This is a genomic window from Rhizobium sp. AC44/96 (assembly GCF_001692185.1).
Lineage (GTDB): Bacteria > Pseudomonadota > Alphaproteobacteria > Rhizobiales > Rhizobiaceae > Rhizobium.
Map to the genome: position 1 here is coordinate 90,786 of NZ_LXKO01000025.1, position 18,417 is coordinate 109,202.

The window sequence follows — 18,417 nt, forward strand, 5'->3', positions numbered from 1 at the left end:
GGATATATGCAATGCAAGATGGTGCCCATCAATAATGGACACGCGAGCTCGCATAGCCTGGAATCTTCGACGAGTTCGCTCTTCGCGAGGCGTCACGCAAGAGAACTTGGCGGTCGATGCGACTGTTGATCGAACAGTTATCAGTGATCTTGAGCGGGGAAAGCATAACGCTTCAATTGACCTTCTTGATCGTCTCGCGAGAGCACTTCAAGTTGATGTTGGGGACCTTTTGTCAATACCCGATCAGGATCAATCAAAGCCTGAACCATTAAAGCCGGGTCGAAAATCTCACAGGTAAGCTTGCATGTCCTACCGGTGACGCTGTGAATGAGTTCCTCTCAGCCGTGCGAGATTGCGTGGCTGAGAACGGACTGTTGCATTCCAGACCAATGATACTACTCGCTGAGGGGGATGACGGCCTGTGTGGGAATGTGAGCGTGGCCACCATCCCCATGGACGCCTCTGGCGTCCTGGCCCAGTCGCCATAATACGAGGGAGCGGCCTCAAGTTCCTCGAAATCGGCACTGCCTGAAAGGACGAATCTCGCCTGATAAGGTGGCGGGAACGGTAGCTCATCAGACACCGCGGTAGGGAGTTCTCGCCATTTGGTATCGTCCACATGCGATGCGGAGCGGTGGAGGCGTAGGCGTCGCGCCGATGTCACGCGACAGAGCCGACTAGACGGACATAATTGTTGCCATGCTAAATTTGCTCTTCAACTTTCTCCGCAGTTTCTGGGGCCTCGATCAGCTACAACATTGGCGACGATGCTACACATCGGCCCCCGTAAAGACGATTGATGGCACGTGGACACCGAAGAGCGGCAAGACGTGGCGACGACTAAGCTCCGAAGGCAAGTGGGAATATCGCCACGAAGCCTGACTTGTCGAAGGCAGCTTGATGTGGCTGTTGGTGAAAGATTGTCATCTACCTATGGCTGCTGCCGGCCCAAGGCGGGAATATGAGAACGTCGACTATCGCCCGAAGCGGACTTGTGGCCCCGCTTGCCACGAGTATAGTTCGATCATGCCCACGCTATCATCCCTGTGTATCAGTTCCGAAGCGAAGGTTTCTCCCGGTCGCCTAATACCGTTGTGGCTGTAGCGCCAATGGAGGCGGTTATCTCAGTCTACGGCCCCGGCGGCCCTGGGGAAGGCGGACTTTCGGATGCGTTCGGTGGTGCAGCTATATACAAGAACGATGAAACTGGGATGTGCTTCTTTGGTATCTGGGGCGCGCGCAACGCCGCGAAATTCAGGGCCGACTTAGAGACAAAACTCAACATCGAAGTGGTCAAGGAGGCGCCGCCAGCGAGGCTCAGCCGTTGGGCTAGATTGGGGACCGGCACAAGGCATTGCTTTTTGCGCGTGCAGGATCCGACAGCGGGCGCCTCACTCGCTTTCCCGTGCATTGAAAGAAGGCGCTAATTTCTTTGTAGTTACGTCGGCTCCGCTTGGACATCGAACCAAGCAACTTTTCGGGTTCTGCTCGAGAATGCCGCTTGAGCTTTAGGACCCGCTTGCTACCCATTGAAGGCCGTCGCCTTGCGATCTTCTGGCGCTATTCTCGGTCTGAAGAATCGCATGCACGCAGCAAGACTGCCAAGATTAATCCGGCGAAAACCAGATTTGCCAATAGCGCGGAAAACGCACCAATGACGACATCGCCTAGAAGCGTAATGATACTATGAGAGCCCGTCAGAACGACAGCAATACTGATAAAGAATGCGCCGACACAAAAAAAGGCAAAAGTCCTGAAGTTTCCGTTGAGTAGAAATGTAGCCGCGATTGCGACCGAACTCGCAACAGGAACCACTGACGCTGCAAGGAGTGTGATCGATACCGAAATCAAGGCCGTCAGTGGGACATAAGGGCCGTAGTCTCTGCTCGTCCCCAACCACCAAAGGATCAAAGCCGCGCCGACGAAAACTCCCATTGCTGCTGAAGGAGTCAATGTCGCGATCCGGTCGAAATTGGCGGTATAATCCGTAACAGAACCTGCCCAAGTCGCTACAGCATACATAACGGTCCCAACTCCTTCATCTGTGGGACACTTGCAGTCAGAATCTGACACCAGCCTGAAGATCCCTCGGAAGCCCAGTTCGCTTCGTAGATTTGAAGAGCGGTCCGCCTTTATCTCGTGGTACTGTGCCGAGCGCTCAGCCATGCAGTATGCGGAGTGCGCCTCGCGGTTCACTCCGGCTATGTGGACGAAACCCGGGCACGTCGTTATCAAGCCTCAATCTGCATGACATGCGGGGCTTGCGGCGAAATCCCTTGCATGGAAAGCTTCCCTAGAAGCGCGTCACCAGGTTCAGTTGCGCCGCGCTGGAGCGGAGGCCACTGCCAAACTCGCCGGAATAGCTCAGCGTCAGGCGAGCTGACTTCGAGATTTTTGCGGAAACGCCAAGCTGCGCCACTAGGGAATCTCCTGGAATCTCGACACCTTCGATGATGAAAGGCGAGCCGCCCGCAAAGGCCAGGCTGGAATAGGGTGTCGCGTCACCTGCGACATGCCGCCAACCCAGCATGCCTGAGACCATGACCGGCACGTCGTTTTCCGACCAGTCGGTAGACCAGCGCAGCCCAATCGTGGAGGCGGCGATCGCGTCGTTGCTCCCTGCCGCCGACAGAGCTGCATCTCCGCCACCTTCCTGGAACGCGTCGGTCTTGAGGTTGACGTAGGCGAGATTGGCGAATGGCTGGAACCTGACGGCATCCCACTCGTGCATCCAAGAGAGATCCGCGAAAACCTGACTGGTGGCGCTCGCGTAGTTCGCGCTCAGCCGATCGGAAAACCTACCAAACGAGATGTCACGCCGGGTTGATGCTTCGTTATGCGAGTAGATAGCGCCGCCAACGAGGGTCACCGGCCCCAAGTCGCCGGTGGCGTAGAGACCGGCGTGATAGGAATTTGTGCTCGCCTGATCGAATGAGTTCTCGCTGTAACCCGCGATCGCGCCGAGCCGCCATTGATCGGAGATCGGAGCGTCTGCTCCAAACACAACACCGGCGAGACTTGTATCGATCCCGGCTGCATTTCCATTGCTCGACCACCGGTTGGAGGACAGATAGCCTGATGTCCAGAACGTCGCCTCGTCGTTTCGCCTATCGGTGTCGAAGGCGATTTCGTCGAGGATTGCCTCGCGCGTAAAGCGGCTCTCCCACAGAAGCGCGCTCTTGAGCGAGGCGTGAACCTCGCCACTCAACTGTGAGAAGGCTTCGTTCGCCGTGGTGGCATTCAGCGACAAGACTGCGTCGTATACCGCGTTTCCCGAACCCAATGCTTCGACCGCCGCAGCCGTTGCCCTGGCATTTGCCGTATCGGCGACATCGGCGAATTGGACACTGTTGCGATCGAGCTGCATGTCGATTTCCGTGGCGTCGTAGATCAACGTCGGCGACAGGAAGGCAAAGTCGCTGGAAACCGTGTCGAAGGTGCCGGTGATGCTGCCGGCAGTCAGGATCGTATAGCTGGTCGTCGTATTGTAGTTGCCGCCGGCTGCTGTGATATTCAGCGTGCCGCCCAAGATGGAAACGGTTCCCGTTGCAGCGACGCTGTCGGAATGGCCGTTGGCGTCGATGTCCACCTGATAGGTTGAGCCGGCAGCGAACGTCACGTCACCGTTGACACCGAACGTTGCGATGCCCGGCCCCGGTGCCAATATGCCGCCGGCGTTCACGACGAGGCCGCCGACGACACCGCTACCCGACAGGAGCCCGCCATCATCGACGGCGACCGTTCCTGCAATGGTTCCATCGTTGATCAGCGAGCCACCCGAAACCGTTGCCGTTCCAGCGATCGTGCCGGTGTTGGAAAATGTGCCGCCAACGTTATCGAGGGTCGCGACGGTTCCGTCGTTTGTAGCTGTTCCAGCATTTGTCACTGCACCTGCCACTGTGCCGCTGTTGTTGACGAAGGTGCCCGCGCTACCGACCTCGACATCAGCCAATGTCGCATTGTTGACGACATTGCCTCCGGTCACGGTTGTCGTCCCCGTCACCGAGCCGCCAGCGTTGTTGGTGAACGTACCGGCGTCGTTCTCGATGGAGGCGATCGTGCCCGCGTTTATGACGGTGCCGGAATTGCTCACGTTCCCGGCAGTGGCACCGCTGTTGTTGACGAATGTCGCGACTGCGGCGACATCGGCGTCGGTGATGACGAAGTTGTTGGTGACCGTTCCGCCCAAGACAGTCGTGGTTCCCGTCACTGTCCCACCGGCATTGTTGGTGAAAGTACCGGCCGTGTTGGTCAGGCTGGCGACCGTCCCCGCATTGGATGAAGTGCCGGCGTTGGTCACGGCGCCGGCCGAGGCGCCACTCGTGTTCGTGAATGTACCAGCGGTACTGACATTGACGTCGCTCACGGTGGCGTTGTTCGTCACGCTGCCGCCACTGACGTTGGTGCTGCCGGTGACGATGCCGCCTGCATTGTTGGTGAACGTTCCGCCGTCGTTCTGGACGGAGGCGATCGTGCCTGCGTTCGTGACCGTGCCGGAATTCCCGATCGCGCCAGCAGTTGCACCATTGTTGTTCACGAATGTCGCGACTGCCGCTACATCCGCGTCGGTAATGACGAAGTTGTTGGTGACGGTTCCACCCGAAACGGTCGTCCTTCCCGTTACCGTGCCGCCAGTGTTGTTGGTAAAGGTGCCTGCCGTGTTGATGAGGCTGCCGATCGTTCCGGAATTGGATGTGGTGCCGGCGTTGGTGACCGTGTCAACTGTCGCGCCACTGTTGTTGACGAAGGTGCCGCCCGTGGACACATCCACCGCGCCGGTGGAGCCATTGTTGGAGAGCGCGGTGCCGGCTCCCACTTCGGCGCTGCCGAGGGTGCCGTTAACGGTGACATTACCATTGTTGAGCTCCAGCCGGCCATTGAGGTCACCGTCAACGGAGAGGCTGCCGCCGTCGAGGCTGACATCCGAGTTCGCCACCCCGCCTGCATTGATGCTGAGACTGCCCGAACTGATGGTGGTGCCCGACGTCGTGTTCAACGTGCCGGTGTTCGTGACGGTGACGTTTCCACCGTCCACATCCAGACTGCCGACTGTCGCATCGGTTGTAACCTGTGGAGACCCCATATCGACGCTCGCCGCATCGCCTGCCCCGGGTGCTGCAGGAGTCCAGTTCGATGAATTGCTGAACTCGTTGTCTGTGCTGCCGGTCCAGGCCGATTGGGCGAAGCCATGCACAGGCATAACGGCGGCCGTCAATGCCGTGAACAAGCCGAGGCGGCGGGAAAATGCCGGGAGCAGTGGTTTCATATGGATCGACCGACGCTAACAGGCACCGCCATACATCGGCGGGACGGTTAACGATTCCTATCCAAGCCTGGTTAACAAATTATTACTCGTACACATAGAAGATATCGTCGGGGCAGCTCGTTAGTTGTCTTGATGGGTTCGGGGAGTTCGTATCGGTCCAAGACCGAGGCACGCCGGAGCCGATATCGAAGCGGCCGCGATTGGTTGCGCGGCAACGCTCGTCCAGGAGCGTATGCCGCCTTCGATTGGATACCGTCCGCTCTTCTAGAACGGCGGCGTCTGTGATGCCGCGCGGAAGTGCTCGCGCAAGGTCTCGGTCTCGTATTCGTGGCGATAGAGACCGCGCTTGCGCAAGATCGGCACGAGTTCGTCGACTATCACCGCCAATCCGTCAATCAGGCGATCCGGCTGCAGGTTGAAGCCATCTATGGCGCCGGCGTGGAACCAATCCTCGATGTGATCGGCAAGCTGTTCCGGCGTTCCGACAAATCCGGCGTGGCCTGAGCCGGTGTAGCGCGTCTGCTTCAGGTAGTCGCGCACGGTGGGATTGGTCTTGCGGATCTGTGTGATGATCGATTCCCGAAAGCCGATGCTCCCCAGAAAGGTCTTGGGGTCCTTGATGGGGCCGAGCACGTCCTCGGGGAAAGGCTCGTCGAGCTCGAGCTTCGAGGCGTCATAGCCGATCGCCTGTGAGAGCCAGCCGATCGAATAGGATGGCGGGCCGGCGTCATGGATTTCATCGCTGCGGCGGCGCGCCTCCTCCTCAGTGCTGCCCAGGCTCAGCAACAGGCCAGGAAGGATCTTGATATCGTCAGGTGAGCGGCCATTGCTCTGTGCGAAACCTTTGACCAGGCGGTAGTGCTCGATGGCCTGGTTCTTGGTGAGTTCAGCAGCGAACACGCCTTCGGCCACGCGCCCCGCCAAAGCGCGACCTTGCGGCGAACCACCTGCCTGAAAAATGATGGGATGGCCTTGCCTGGATGGCGGCACGCGCAAGCGACCGTCGATGTCGAAGAACTCGCCGTGATGATGCACGTCGCGGTTCGTGGCAGCAGAGTCCCACAGCGCCCGCACGACGTCCACGAACTCGCTGGCCCGTTCATAGCGGTCGTCGCGAAACGGAATATCCGGCATGCCGAAATTGCGTGCCGCAGATACCCCGCGGGTGGTGACGACATTCCACGCCGCGCGCCCGCCCGTCTGGTGGTCCCATGAGAGAAAGCGCTCGGCAAGTTCGAAGGGATCGTTGAACGTCGACGAGGCAGTGGCAACCAGGCCGACCCGTGAAGTCGCTGCGGCTACCTGGCCCCAGTTCACACTGGGTTCAAGCCGGATCGGATTGGCGTCATAAGCCGGATCGTTCAACAGCGGTCCGTCGGCGAGGAAGAGCGCGTCGAGTGTGCCGCGTTCCGCGGTCCTGCCGATGTTCGCCCAGTAGTCTGGGTCAATGAAGGCGTTTTTCTCCAGCAGCGGCGTCTTCCAGGCTGCGGGTAGATAGCCCAACACCAGAACGTTGATCCCGAGGAGTACGTGGCCAGATCGTTTGTTTGTCATGCGAGATGTCTCCGTCGCCGTCCTATAGAGAGACGTGCGGTTGCGGCACAGGAAAAGCGGCGCGTGCGGTGGACGGCAGCGGCGTGGGTGCCGGCAGGGCGAGTGCGGCGCGCAGAGGCACGCCGAGCGGCCTTGAGGCGAAGCCGTCGGCGAGCCACTGCTCGGCAGTGTCGAGAAGGGCGGCTACCGATTGCTCAAGGCCTGCGCGCAACACCACACCAGTAAACGAACCGGCCGGCGGCGCATCGCCCAGCGCTACCACTGGGACGGAACCAGCGGGACCGAGGACAAGATCGATCGGATCGTCATCACCTGCCGGCGGGTTGTCCGCCACGCTTGAGGCGTACCAGGCAATCACGGACGCGCCTGTCGCCGGCTCGGGGGTGTTCAATGGCCCGGCAATCGAGAAGCTGTTGTCGATATCGACATGCACGATGCGGTTTGACTGCACCAGAATGCCGGTCTCGCGGTTGCCGATAATCGTGTCGTGTGGCCAACTCTGCTCGAGCGCCCGTACCGCGCGGGCTGCATCGTAAGCGGTCTGGGCATTGAGCGCCGCGCCGCCGCCAAGACCCGCTCCACCCCAGGCAGGGGCATCCCTTGGACCTTCGGGGGCATAGGCGTCCCGCACCCCGATCAGTAAGCCGCTGCGGCCATGAGACAGGTGGGCAAGCGAGGCGACCCGGCGTGCCAGGTTGTACGGGTGGTCACGTTGCGGCGTTGCCGTGATGAGGAAGCGGCCGTGCTTCGTGACGCCGGCCAAGGTGGCGCCGACGGCACTGCTGGTGAGCGTGGCCGATGCCGGTGGGCTTCCGTCGATGCGGTCGATTCCCAAAACACTGAAAGCAACGGGCAATGCATCCCACCGGGACAGCAGCTCGCGACTTGCCGTGAGTTCCACCAGGTGCGGTCCGGCAAGACCAAGCGCAAGATACGGTTGAGCCATGGTGCAGCCTCCTCAGTTGCCCTGCCCGCCGCGACCGAGCCGACCGATGCTAGAGACCGGCGACTTGTCGTTGACTAGGTAGTCGCCGAGAATGCGTGCCTTGTAGGCAACGGGGTTGTGGGACGCCAGCGTACGCGCGTTGCGCCAATGGCGATCGAGTGCCGTTTCCTCGGAGGTCGCCGATGCGCCAAGGGCGCCGAAGACGTGTGTGGCTGCGAAAAGGACGCCATCGATGATTGCCAGTTGCGCCTGCGAAACAGCCACCTCCCCCGCCAGGGCGCGCTTGTCACGCAAGGCAATGTCACCGGCCGCGTGAGCGCCGGCGATCAGGTCAAGCGAGTGTGCCGCTCGACGCAACGCGGCCTCGGTCGAGAATACCCGTACCGACACCTCGCCGATGACCTGCAGCAATTGCGGATCGAGAGCGGGAACCGGATCGAGACCTTGCGGGTAGTTTCGCCCGCGCGACTTGAGCGCGGCGATACCGTCGCGCAGAATTGCGCGCGTAATGCCGGTCAGCACGGCCAGCAGAGCCGTCTGGTAGAAGTGCCCCTGATAAACCACTCGCTCGCTCGCCGGGAAAACATCCCCTTCGTGCGCGATGGCCTCCTGATAGGTCGCGCTACCGCTGGCCGTGGTGCGCTGGCCAAAACCTGGCCAGTCGTCCGTCAGCGCGACGCCCGCTTGGTGACGGTTGACCAAGGTGGTGATGAGCGAGCCGCTCTCGTCCTTGCCGATGACGTCGAGCCAGTCGGCATAGAGGCTGCCGGTGGCATAGAATTTCGCGCCGGTGACCTTGTAGTGATCAGCCTCGCGCGTCACGGTCGTCTTTATGGTAGCGTAGGTCCCGTTGTTGGCTTCCGTCCAGCCGCCGCCGACGAATTCTCGATCACGGAAGCGTTGGAACCAGCGGTCGTTGGTTGGCGAGGGTTTCGCGTTCAGGCGATCTTCGATGAATGCGAGATGATTTCGCCAGATGTGGGCGACGTTCGCGTCAGCTTCGGCCAGCAAGGCCAGCAGGTAGTAGGTTTGCTCAAGTGAGGCACCCCACCCGCCAAATTCCTCGGGGATGCGCACGAGAGCAAAATCGGCGTCCTTGAGCCACTGAACCTGCTCGAAGGGAAAGGTGCGATTGCGCTCGCGCTCGACATTGCCCGCGGCGATGCGATCGAAGACCGGCTGGAAGCGCGCAACAAGGGCGTCTTCTTCTGCGGTGGCGGGGCGCAGATAGGTCAGTGAAGCGGGGGCATCCACTACTGTCATGTTTGTTCTCCTTCTTAGTGGCGCTGCGTCATGAGTTGTGATGGGGTGTTGTCCGGATCGGCGGCGCGTTCCGGCCTTGGTGTCTGGTTGAACGAGATGCTCCAGCCTCTAGCGAGATGAGCTGGATTGGCTGGGATCGCGCCATTGTGCGAGGAGGTCGACGACCAAGGTACAGACGACGAAGACCGAGGCCGCGAAGATCGTCGTTCCGATCACGAGCGGGAAATCACCATCCAGGGCTGCGGTAATTGCCATCCGCCCGACGCCGTCCAGCCCGAAGATCGTCTCGGTGACGATCGCGCCGCCCATGATAACGGCGAGCTCGAGTCCCCCCAGCGTGATGATGGGATTGAGAGCCGATTTCAGCGCGTGCGAGAGATAGATCCTGGTCTCCGTCAGTCCCTTGGCGCGCGCCGTTCGAATGTAATCCTGACCCAGCACGTCGAGCATCCCTGCTCTGACGATCCGCTGAAAGATGCCGATCTCGGCGATCGCCAGCGTCGCCCACGGCAGAGCGAGATGTCTCGCCCATTCGAACGGGTCTTCCGACAGCGGGACGTAACCACTGCTTGGGAACCAGGCGAAGCCATGGTTCGTGAGCTGAAAGAAGAAGAAATAGGATATCAGGATGCCACTCAGAAAAGTTGGCACCGACAAGCCGACATAGGCGAAGAACGCCAGCACATGATCGATGAGGCGGCCCTGCCATCGCGCTGCGACAACACCGGAAATGATCGATATGACCATCCAGATGACCAGCGCGCCAAGCGCCAGCGAAATCGTCACAGGAGCCTTGGAGAGGATAAGGTCGGTGACCGGCGCCTGCTTTCTGAAGGAGTAGCCAAGCGCCGGTGGCCAATGCAGCAGACCCATCGGCGCGCCTTGAATATCGGGGCCACGGAAAAGGTAATACCAGAGCTGATCGTACCAGGGCTCGTTGAGACGCAACGCCCGAGCCACGCCATCGATCGTTTCCTGTGTCGCATTGCGAGGCGCGAGCATTGCCGCCGGGTTGCGGTAGGCAACTCTCGTGATGAAGAATGACAGAACCAGCACGATGAGAAGGGTCGACGCCGACCGGAAAAGGGTTGAGACGATATTCTTTGTCATGACTAGGAGCGCCTCTGGTGCGGATCGAGCACGGACCGCAACCCCGCACTCAGCGTATTGAAACCCACCACTGTCAGGAACAGCGCGAGGCCCGGACCGGCCAGAAACCATGGCTGGTCCTGATAGAGTGAGGTCCTCTGTGCTTCCGCGATCATATTGCCCCAGCTCGGCACGGGAGCCTGGATGCCGACCCCCAGAAACGACAGCGTCGCTTCGGCTACGATGTTGGCTGGAAGCTGCACTGCCCAATACACGAGCAATGTTGGAAGGATGTTCGGCAGAATATCGAGAACGATGATCCGTGCCTTCGAGGCCCCGACAACCAGCGAAGCCTCGACCATCGGACTTGATCGCAGCTCCAGCACCAGGCCTCTGCTCAGGCGGGCGAAGTAGGTCCACGAGAACAATGTGATCACAAGGATGACAACGAGGACTGGCGATATCAGCGGCAGGCCCTGATCGCCTCGATTGAGGGACAGGAGGCTGAGGGCGGTTACGACGAACGGAAACGACATTGCCACGTCGATCGCCTGGCTGACGATGCGGTCCACACGGCCCGCGAAGAATCCACTTATGGTTCCGATGATGGTTCCGATGATCATCGCGGCCGTCGTTGCTGGAACTCCGACAAGCAGCGAGACCTGCGCACCGTAAAGCGTGCGGATAAACACATCGCGTCCGTTTCCGTCGGCACCGAGCAGAAACGCCAGTGACGGGCCCACCGGCAGCCCCATCTCATCGAGCGCCACATCAGGAAACTGATCGGTAGGTCCATGCCCCGACAAGAACGCGGCCAGCGGCGCAAGGAGGGCCGCCGAAAGCATCAGGATAACGATGCTGGCGCCGATGCGTATGCTGCGCTCGCGCCACAGCAATGCTAGAATGTCGCCGGCCCAGTTACGAGGGGCGGGCTCTGCGATCACGTCAATGGCCATACGAAGCCGCCTTGGAGATGAAGCTTTCCGACTGACGTTTGCGACCCGGCATCGAGGCGAGCAGGCGTCTGGTGTATTCGTGTTCCGCGCGTTCGAAGATCCGTCTTGTCGGACCGGCCTCAACGATCCGGCCCTTTTCCAGCACGATGACGCGATCGCACAGCTCGCCGACCACGCCGAGGTCGTGGGAGATAAACAGGAACGAGGTTCCAAGCCGATCGCGCAGACGACGTAGAAGTTCAACGATCTTTACCTGGGTGGTGATGTCGAGCGCCGAAACGGCCTCGTCGGCAACGACGAGGGACGGTCGGGATGCGATGGCTCTCGCAATTGCAATGCGCTGTCGCTGGCCTCCTGATAGCTGCGAGGGAAAGCGCGACAGCATGTCTTCTGGCAGTTCGACGTCGGCCAGCAGTTGCCGGACCATCTGTTTCAGCCGGGCGCGGTCTCGTTCGCCTGCGATCACGAATGGGTCAGAGAGAATGGCTTCGATGGATCGCCGGGGGTTGAGGCTTGCGTAGGGATCCTGGAAGACGACCTGTATTGCTCGGCGCAGATCGTCGGTCAGCGGGCCGACGCGCCCCGGTTTCGCATATTGTTGGCCGGCAAGTGCGATTGTCCCTGCGTCCGGGCGGTCCAGGCCAGCGATCAGGCGACCGATGGTTGACTTTCCCGAGCCCGATTCCCCGACCAATCCCAGTATCTCACCTTTGGCGATCGAGAACGACACGTCCTCGAGAACCGTCTGGTGTGCAACAAAGGACCGACCGAGCCGATTGACGTCGAGCAGGGTCTCCTGCGAACTGGCCGAGACGGACTGTGTGTAGTGTCTCGGGCCGTCCAACCGTGCAGCGCTGAGCAACTGGCGCGTATAGGCATGTGTCGGGCTGGAATAAATCGCGTCGGCAGAGGCGCGCTCGACGACAAGCCCGTCGCGCATCACCGCCACGTCGTCGGCAATGTCGGAGACGACGGCAAGGTCGTGGCTGACGAAGACGAGTGCGGTTCCATGCCGCTCCTGCAGCCGTTTCAGCAGCTCGAGAATGGATGCCTGCACGGTTACATCAAGGGCCGTGGTCGGCTCGTCCGCGATGACAAGGCTAGGGTTAAGCGCAATTGCCATCGCGATCATGACGCGCTGGCGCATTCCACCCGACAGATGCCGTGGATAGTCGCTGAACCGTTGTGCCGGATTGGAAATTTCAACGTCGTTGAGAAGCGCGAGTACCTGCTCGCGTTTCTCTTTTCGACTGATGGAGCGATGAGCCGATATCGCCTCGCCGATCTGATCGCCGACCGTCTTCAGGGGATGAAGATTGCTCAAAGGGTCCTGGAAGACGAAGCCGATCTGCGCCCCCCAGATCTCGCGCAGGTTGGCCGAGGGCGCCCTGAGGATCTCGCGCCCCTGATAGAGGACGCTACCCTTGACCGATGCCGACGCAGGCAAGAGACCAACCGCCCCGAGAAGGCTGGCGCTCTTGCCCGAGCCGGATTCACCGACAATTGCCAGCGTCCTTCCCGCCTCGACATCAAATGACGCACCTCGCACCGCTTCGACGGCGCCAAAGCGAACCTGCAAATCGCGAACGGAAAAGACGCTCATTACGCTTAGTTCTTGACAGCGATATTGGTGATGTCGGCTTGCACCGCCAGCGACGACCACGCCCAGTGCGTAATGCGGTCGGAGGTGATGGCGATCTTTCGCTTCTCGAACAACGGGATCCACGGCAGATCTGCAGAGACGATCTTGTCTGCCTTCGCCCAGATCGGGCCTGGCTCGTCCGAGGGGTAAGCCGCAGCTGCAAGCTTGTTCAGCTCGATATTGCTGTAGCAAATCGAACTGACGTTGCCGGTACCGCACGGCGATGCATCCGAGTTCAGCCAGCCGCCAAGCAGCATGCGGGTGCTTGGGCCCTGCCAGTCGGGAGCGAACTGGCTGCCGAGCGAGATATCCCATCTGCTCTTTGCGTCCTGGATGAACGCGTACCACTGTGTGGGCGGGATCGGGATCAGATTGAGTTCGATTCCGGCAGCCGCGACATCTTCCTTCACGGCAACGGCGATTGCCTCAAACTGTGCGGTGGTACGATAGATGGCGTCGAGCTTCACGCCGTTCGGATAGCCGGCCTTCGCAAGAAGGTCCTTGGCCTTTGTCTTGTCGCCCTTGCTACCCTCCGTCGGATAGGGATCGAAGTGTTCATAGCCAAGGATCGTCGAGGTGATGATCTGCGACAGCGGAACCGCCGCAATCGGACCTCCCTGGACCTGCACGAGGTGCGCCCGGTTTACGGCGTAGGTCAGTGCCTGGCGCACTTCTGGCTTGCGCAGTGCATTTGCGCCGTCGCTCTGGGCTTCTGGGCGGGCATTGAAGGTAATGAAGTTTGCAGCGCCGCTGTTGGACGAGTGCAGCTGTTCTGCCTTCTGCGTCTGGAAGCGCTTGATGGCGCTGCGCGGCGGCGTATCGAGATAGAGCGAGAGGTCCGCCTCGCCCGCTTCGATCTTCTGGACGATGCTGTCTTCGCTGTTGGCGGTGAAGTCGACGATGATCTCGTCGACATAGGCCTTGCGGGCTTCGTCGCTCTCCGGTTTGAAGTTCTTGGCCTTCTTCAGGACCAGCTTCTGCCCATCCTGATAGGAGTCCACGTAGTACGGACCGCTTGACGGGAAGTTCTTGCGAAACTCGGCAGAGTCCGGGAAGTACTTCGACGCGACCTCGGGCGGCAGCGGCGAGACGAAGTTCATCGAAAGAATATTGAGAAAGTCGTAGTTCTTCGTGTCGGACTTGATGACGAGCGTCTTCTCGTCGGGCGCACTTACGCCTGCGATTTCATGGCTGTCGATGAATGCCTTGGTGGCTGCGAGGTCGCCGGTCGGAACCTTGGCGAACGCCTCGCAGTAGGCCTTGAAGCCGGAAATGGCGAGGTTGAAATAGTTGATTGCCGCGACCTGCTTGTTGGGATCGCAGAAGCGCTTGATATCGTAGACGAAATCGCTAGCAACGATCTTGCGCTCGATTGGCCCGGAAAAGAACACGTCGTCCTTCAGGTGGAAGGTATAGGTCTTGCCGTCGTCGGTAATATCCCATGACTTTGCGAGGTCGGGAACGAGCGTCGTGTCGTCCTTGATGTCCTTCGGCGAGCCTGGGTAGGTGACGAGCTGGCGCGTGACCGCGCGAAGAACCTCCCAGGAATCAGTGCTGTAACCCGTCAATGGATCGAATGCGTCGAGATCCGCCTGCAAGGAGGCAATCCGCAAGGTGCCTCCGTACTTGGGTTCGCCGGCCGAGGCTTGCGACGAAAGCGCAGCACTTATCGCAAGCGCAGAGGCTGCCAGTCGTGTCGCAGAACGGGAGAAGGAATGCGTCATTGGTGAGACCTTTATTGATAATCTCTATAAGATTTATAGATATTCGGTGCGCGGAAAACGGTGGAAACTTCCAAAGTTCGGTTCCGCGAAGAAAATATTCGGCTGTTTTCAGTGCCGGCTGCGAAACAACGCTGCTGGTCGATCGTTCCGGAATGAGCCGCCAGATGCACCGAAGGAGGCGCGCCGACGGAGCCTTGGAGGCGAAAATCATTTCCGGTCGGCGCTTTGGCGGCAGAGGATTTCGCCACGGGGCCGGAAATTAGAATGAACGTGCTGCGCTTCCAGTGTCGATCTATAGCATATCTATGAATGATGTAGATTAATGTGGGATTCGGCAGTTAGTAGGCGGGCCTTTCGACCAATTGCATTCTGCGCGGACGTGCTCATCCACCTGCCGAAATCCGCATCCGCGTGCGCCTTTATCGCCTCCGTGCCGAAATGAACCGGCAAGAGCAAAAGGCGTGCGTCCCTTCCCTCTCGCCGAGAAACAGTATGAGTGACACCGCCAATGCCAGTGCCTTTCCTTCCTCTCTCCTCAGGCGGGCCCATTGCCTCATGGGCAGCAAGCGGGAGACGCGCGCATGAGCGGCAATATCCATCTGCATTGGTATCTGCCGACGAATGGTGACAGCCGCGGCCTGACCGGTTCCGGCAGTGACAGCCACATCATAGATTTTGCGGGTGGCCACAGGCCACCTACCCTCTCCTATCTCGGCGAGGTGGCAAGGGCCGCCGAAGCACAGCCGTTTCACGCCGTGCTGACACCCACCGGCACTTGGTGTGAAGACGCCTGGATCGCAACAGCGGCATTGTCCCGCGAGACGACGCGGTTAAAATTTCTCGTCGCTTTTCGTCCGGGGTTGATTTCGCCAACCCTCGTCGCGCATCAGGCGGCGACATTCCAACGCGTGACGCAGGGCCGATTGCTGCTCAATGTCGTCACCGGCGGCGATCGCTTCGAGCAGGCGCGTTTTGGCGATCATCTCGACCACGATGCGCGTTACGAGCGCACGGCGGAATTCATTCAGGTGCTTCGCGGCGCTACGGATGAAAGCAGGCAGGAGCCCTTTTCCTTCAAGGGAAAGCATTATGATATCCGCGATGCGCGCATCAGCGCCGATCCATATGGGCTCCCGGAGATCTTCTTTGGCGGGGCGAGTAGCGCTGCGACGGAGGTCGCGACGTCGCACGCGGATGTCTACCTCGTCTGGGGCCGTCAACCCGAGCTTGAGGCGGACAATATCGCAACGCTGAAAGCCCGGGCTGCCAAGAAGGGCCGCCATCTGAAGTTCGGCATTCGCCTGCACGTGATTTCCAGAGACACCGAGAGCGAGGCTTGGGCAGTCGCAGACAAACTCCTCAGCTGGGTTTCTCCGGAGCAGGTTGCCAAGGCGCGTGACCTTGCATCCAAATCCGAGTCCGTTGGGCAGAGCCACATGTCGGCGCTTCTTCAGGGGCACGACAGCCTGCCGCGATCGGCACGCGACCTGCAGATCCATCCGGGTGTCTGGTCAGGTTACGGGCTCGTGCGCGGCGGCGCCGGCACAGCTCTCGTCGGAAGCCACAGCCAGGTCGCAGACCTCATTCAAGCCTATCACGATGCAGGTTTCGAGCATTTCATCTTCTCGGGCCAGCCGCACCTCGAAGAGGCATGGCATTTTGGCGAGGGCGCCGCCGCCCTTCTGAAATCGCGTGGCCTTCTGGCTCCCGTTTAACTGAAATCTCAAGGACCATTCGATGTCATCCGGCTTCGCAACGCCCAGAACCTACGATTTCCACGCAGACACTTCCCAAGTTGACCTTCTGTGCCGGCGGGAGACATCCAGATGACCGACCGGATCGCGAACGTCGAGGTTCGATCACTTGCGGGCGACGAAGGACGTCGCCAGGCCTTCGCTCTGTTTCGGCAATCCATGCTGGGCATCCCCGATATCGCGCGCTCAAGCGCCGATGCCGAAACCGCATATCTTGCAGGCGGTGAGCCCCTTGGTGGGTTCATCAACGGTGAGCTCCAGGGCGTGGTCAATGGCTACGACAGTGCTGTCGTGCTGCCAGGCGGCAATCTCGTCAGCCATCTGGCCGTGACCCATGTCGGCGTCTCGCCTATGCACACGCGGCGTGGGGTTGCCCGCCATCTCCTGACCGAGCAGTTGCGCCGCGCTCACCGACAGGGCGTCGTCGTGGCAGGCCTCCGTGCCTCGGACGCCCGGATATATGGCCGATATGGCTATGGCATTGCGTCCTGGTCCGTGCGCCAGGAGGTTGACCTCTCCAATGGCGGGCAGTTCTTTCCGGAACGTCGCGGCGATGTGAGACGCGTTGACGCCCTGGCAAGTTTCGACCTGTTTCGCCGGATCGCCAAAAACGCGCCCGCCTCGCGCGCTGCGACGCTCGTGCGCTGGGACGCCTGGTGGACGATCCAGGAGTTTCGAACCAGATTGTCTTCTGTCCCGCACTATGCGGTCGTCGTGGGATCAGAGGGAGCCGAACGCGGGTATCTGAGATTCCATGTCCAGCCGTCCGACAATTGGTTCACCTCGCCGCAAAGAACCGTGATCGTCGATGATTTCATCGCGTATGACGGCGATGCCTGGCGTGCATTGCTGGGCCATGTCCTGTCGCAAGATATCCTGCACAAGGTAATCCTGCCGTCGCGTCCCGTGGATGATCCGCTACCGGTGCTCGTCGACAATCCACGTGCCGTTCAGACGTCGGAACTCCGCGACGAGAGCTGGATACGGCCGCTGGACCTGGGAAAATTCCTGAACGCTCGGAAATTTGGCGGCTCTGACCGCGTGGTGATCCAGATTGACGATCCGCTGATCGCGGCGAACCACGGCGTCTGGTCCATCGGGGCAGATGGCGCCACGCGATCCGATGAGAGGCCGTCATTGAAACTGTCGGTGGAGACGATCGCGGAACTCGCGTTTGGGGCACAGCCCCCGACGGCGCTTGCGGCAGCAGGCCGGGTACAGGCAGATCAGGCGACGATCGAGGCACTGAGCCTCCTGTTCGCAACGGATCTGAAGCCCCACTCCGGGATCTCGTTCTAGTGCGTGGTGGCCCTTCGCAGGACGTGCAATTGCGGGTCGTTGGCCTGTGGCATCATTCAGGTGAGGCGCGCCGAGAGGGAATCAGATATTTCCTCACTTATTGAACGTGCCGTGCGAGCTTGAGATATGCCAGCCCCTATTGAACCCATCGCCGACCTCGGCCTGATCAACTCGGCGCTCAAGATCCTGTGCCGCGAAGCTGGAATCGAGCGGGATCGACGCGAGGTCTTGCAGGTGGCGACCTTGCTGATGTCCCTCTGGAAGCAAGGCGTTCGCGACCAGAAGACCATTGTCGAGCTTGCCAGAAGTACCCTGGCCGAAGCGGCGTCGCTTCGCCGGAACGCGTGATGGCGAAGCGAATGACGGGCAATTGCCGGATTGGGACCTAGATCCTGGTCTTGCCGCGCAGATGATCCGTCGGAAGCGCCGTGGTGTACTTGATCTGCCCGAGCGCGAAGCTCGATCGAATGCTCGCAACACCCTCGATGATCGTCAGACGGTCGATCACCAGGGACTGGTACTTCCTGAGATCCTCGACAACCACGCGCAGGAGGTAGTCAGATTCACCGGTCATCAGGTAGCACTCCATGACCTCCGGCATCGAGCGGACTGCTTGGTCAAAAACCTCAAGCGAGGCTCGGTCCTGCTGCTTCAGGGAAATATGAACGAAGACGTTGACGGCAAGTCCAAGGGCTTGGGCGTCGACCAATGCCACCGTCCCCTTGATGACCCCATTCTCCTTCAGGTCGTTGACACGCCGCCAGCACGGTGAGGCCGAAAGACCCGCGGCGGTCGCGAGTTCGGCCGTGCTCAGGTCCGCATTTTGCTGAAGGAGATCCAGGATCTTGAGCGTTGCCGCGTCAAACGCAATTTCCGGCATGAAATACCTCTTCGATCTGTCGTTGGGGTGAAGTTGACCGAGAA

15 protein-coding genes are annotated in these 18,417 nt (G+C 60.2%); 4 read left to right on the plus strand and 11 right to left on the minus strand.

The features are described 5' to 3' along the window. Positions 1–34: 34 nt before the first annotated feature. Entirely contained in the window at positions 35–298 is a 264-nt protein-coding gene (locus A6U87_RS29365) for a helix-turn-helix domain-containing protein (protein WP_083199530.1), read from the plus strand. On the opposite strand, the gene A6U87_RS30700 is transcribed toward A6U87_RS29365, so the two are convergent. From A6U87_RS30700 to A6U87_RS18085, 10 genes are all read right to left on the minus strand, one after another. Next, complete coding sequence (locus A6U87_RS30700; protein WP_354666053.1) at positions 269–664, minus strand: DUF6678 family protein; 396 nt, start codon at positions 662–664, stop codon at positions 269–271. The two genes, A6U87_RS29365 and A6U87_RS30700, sit on opposite strands and share 30 nt — an antisense overlap. A gap of 896 nt (positions 665–1,560) precedes the next feature. Next, a complete protein-coding gene (locus A6U87_RS18045; RefSeq protein WP_141683992.1) occupies positions 1,561–2,022 on the minus strand; it encodes a hypothetical protein in 462 nt (153 codons plus the stop codon). Between the two features lie 271 nt (positions 2,023–2,293). Beyond that, positions 2,294–5,266: an autotransporter domain-containing protein gene (locus tag A6U87_RS18050; RefSeq protein WP_065692671.1), complete on the minus strand. Its 2,973-nt coding sequence runs from the start codon at positions 5,264–5,266 to the stop codon at positions 2,294–2,296. Positions 5,267–5,530: 264 nt separating this feature from the next. After that, positions 5,531–6,820: an NtaA/DmoA family FMN-dependent monooxygenase gene (locus A6U87_RS18055; protein WP_065692672.1), complete on the minus strand. Its 1,290-nt coding sequence runs from the start codon at positions 6,818–6,820 to the stop codon at positions 5,531–5,533. 22 nt (positions 6,821–6,842) lie between these two features. Beyond that, a complete protein-coding gene (locus A6U87_RS18060) occupies positions 6,843–7,766 on the minus strand; it encodes an LLM class flavin-dependent oxidoreductase (protein WP_065692673.1) in 924 nt (307 codons plus the stop codon). 12 nt (positions 7,767–7,778) lie between these two features. Continuing rightward, positions 7,779–9,029, minus strand: coding sequence for an acyl-CoA dehydrogenase family protein (locus A6U87_RS18065; RefSeq protein WP_065692674.1), 1,251 nt, complete (start codon positions 9,027–9,029; stop codon positions 7,779–7,781). 108 nt (positions 9,030–9,137) lie between these two features. Continuing rightward, on the minus strand, positions 9,138–10,139 hold the full coding sequence (locus tag A6U87_RS18070; protein WP_065692675.1) for an ABC transporter permease: 1,002 nt from the start codon (positions 10,137–10,139) through the stop codon (positions 9,138–9,140). A 2-nt stretch (positions 10,140–10,141) separates the two neighbouring features. Then, positions 10,142–11,074, minus strand: coding sequence for an ABC transporter permease (locus tag A6U87_RS18075; RefSeq protein WP_065692676.1), 933 nt, complete (start codon positions 11,072–11,074; stop codon positions 10,142–10,144). Then, a complete protein-coding gene (locus tag A6U87_RS18080; protein ID WP_065692677.1) occupies positions 11,064–12,677 on the minus strand; it encodes an ABC transporter ATP-binding protein in 1,614 nt (537 codons plus the stop codon). The genes A6U87_RS18075 and A6U87_RS18080 overlap by 11 nt, the downstream gene beginning before the upstream one ends. Before the next feature lie 5 nt (positions 12,678–12,682). Continuing rightward, positions 12,683–14,440, minus strand: a complete 1,758-nt coding sequence (locus tag A6U87_RS18085) for an ABC transporter substrate-binding protein (protein ID WP_065692678.1) — start codon at positions 14,438–14,440, stop codon at positions 12,683–12,685. Positions 14,441–15,021: 581 nt separating this feature from the next. On the opposite strand from A6U87_RS18085, the gene A6U87_RS18090 reads away from it, so the two are divergent. From A6U87_RS18090 to A6U87_RS18100, 3 genes are all read left to right on the plus strand, one after another. Then, on the plus strand, positions 15,022–16,155 hold the full coding sequence (locus A6U87_RS18090) for an LLM class flavin-dependent oxidoreductase (RefSeq protein WP_065692679.1): 1,134 nt from the start codon (positions 15,022–15,024) through the stop codon (positions 16,153–16,155). Between the two features lie 111 nt (positions 16,156–16,266). Continuing rightward, positions 16,267–17,493 (plus strand): enhanced intracellular survival protein Eis, encoded by a 1,227-nt coding sequence (gene eis, locus A6U87_RS18095; protein WP_083199533.1) that lies wholly within the window; start codon positions 16,267–16,269, stop codon positions 17,491–17,493. 126 nt (positions 17,494–17,619) lie between these two features. Next, positions 17,620–17,841 (plus strand): hypothetical protein, encoded by a 222-nt coding sequence (locus tag A6U87_RS18100; protein ID WP_065692680.1) that lies wholly within the window; start codon positions 17,620–17,622, stop codon positions 17,839–17,841. 37 nt (positions 17,842–17,878) lie between these two features. On the opposite strand, the gene A6U87_RS18105 is transcribed toward A6U87_RS18100, so the two are convergent. Then, the gene (locus A6U87_RS18105) at positions 17,879–18,373 is read right to left on the minus strand and encodes an Lrp/AsnC family transcriptional regulator (protein ID WP_065692681.1); all 495 of its coding nucleotides are present in this window, start codon (positions 18,371–18,373) and stop codon (positions 17,879–17,881) included. Positions 18,374–18,417: the final 44 nt, after the last annotated feature.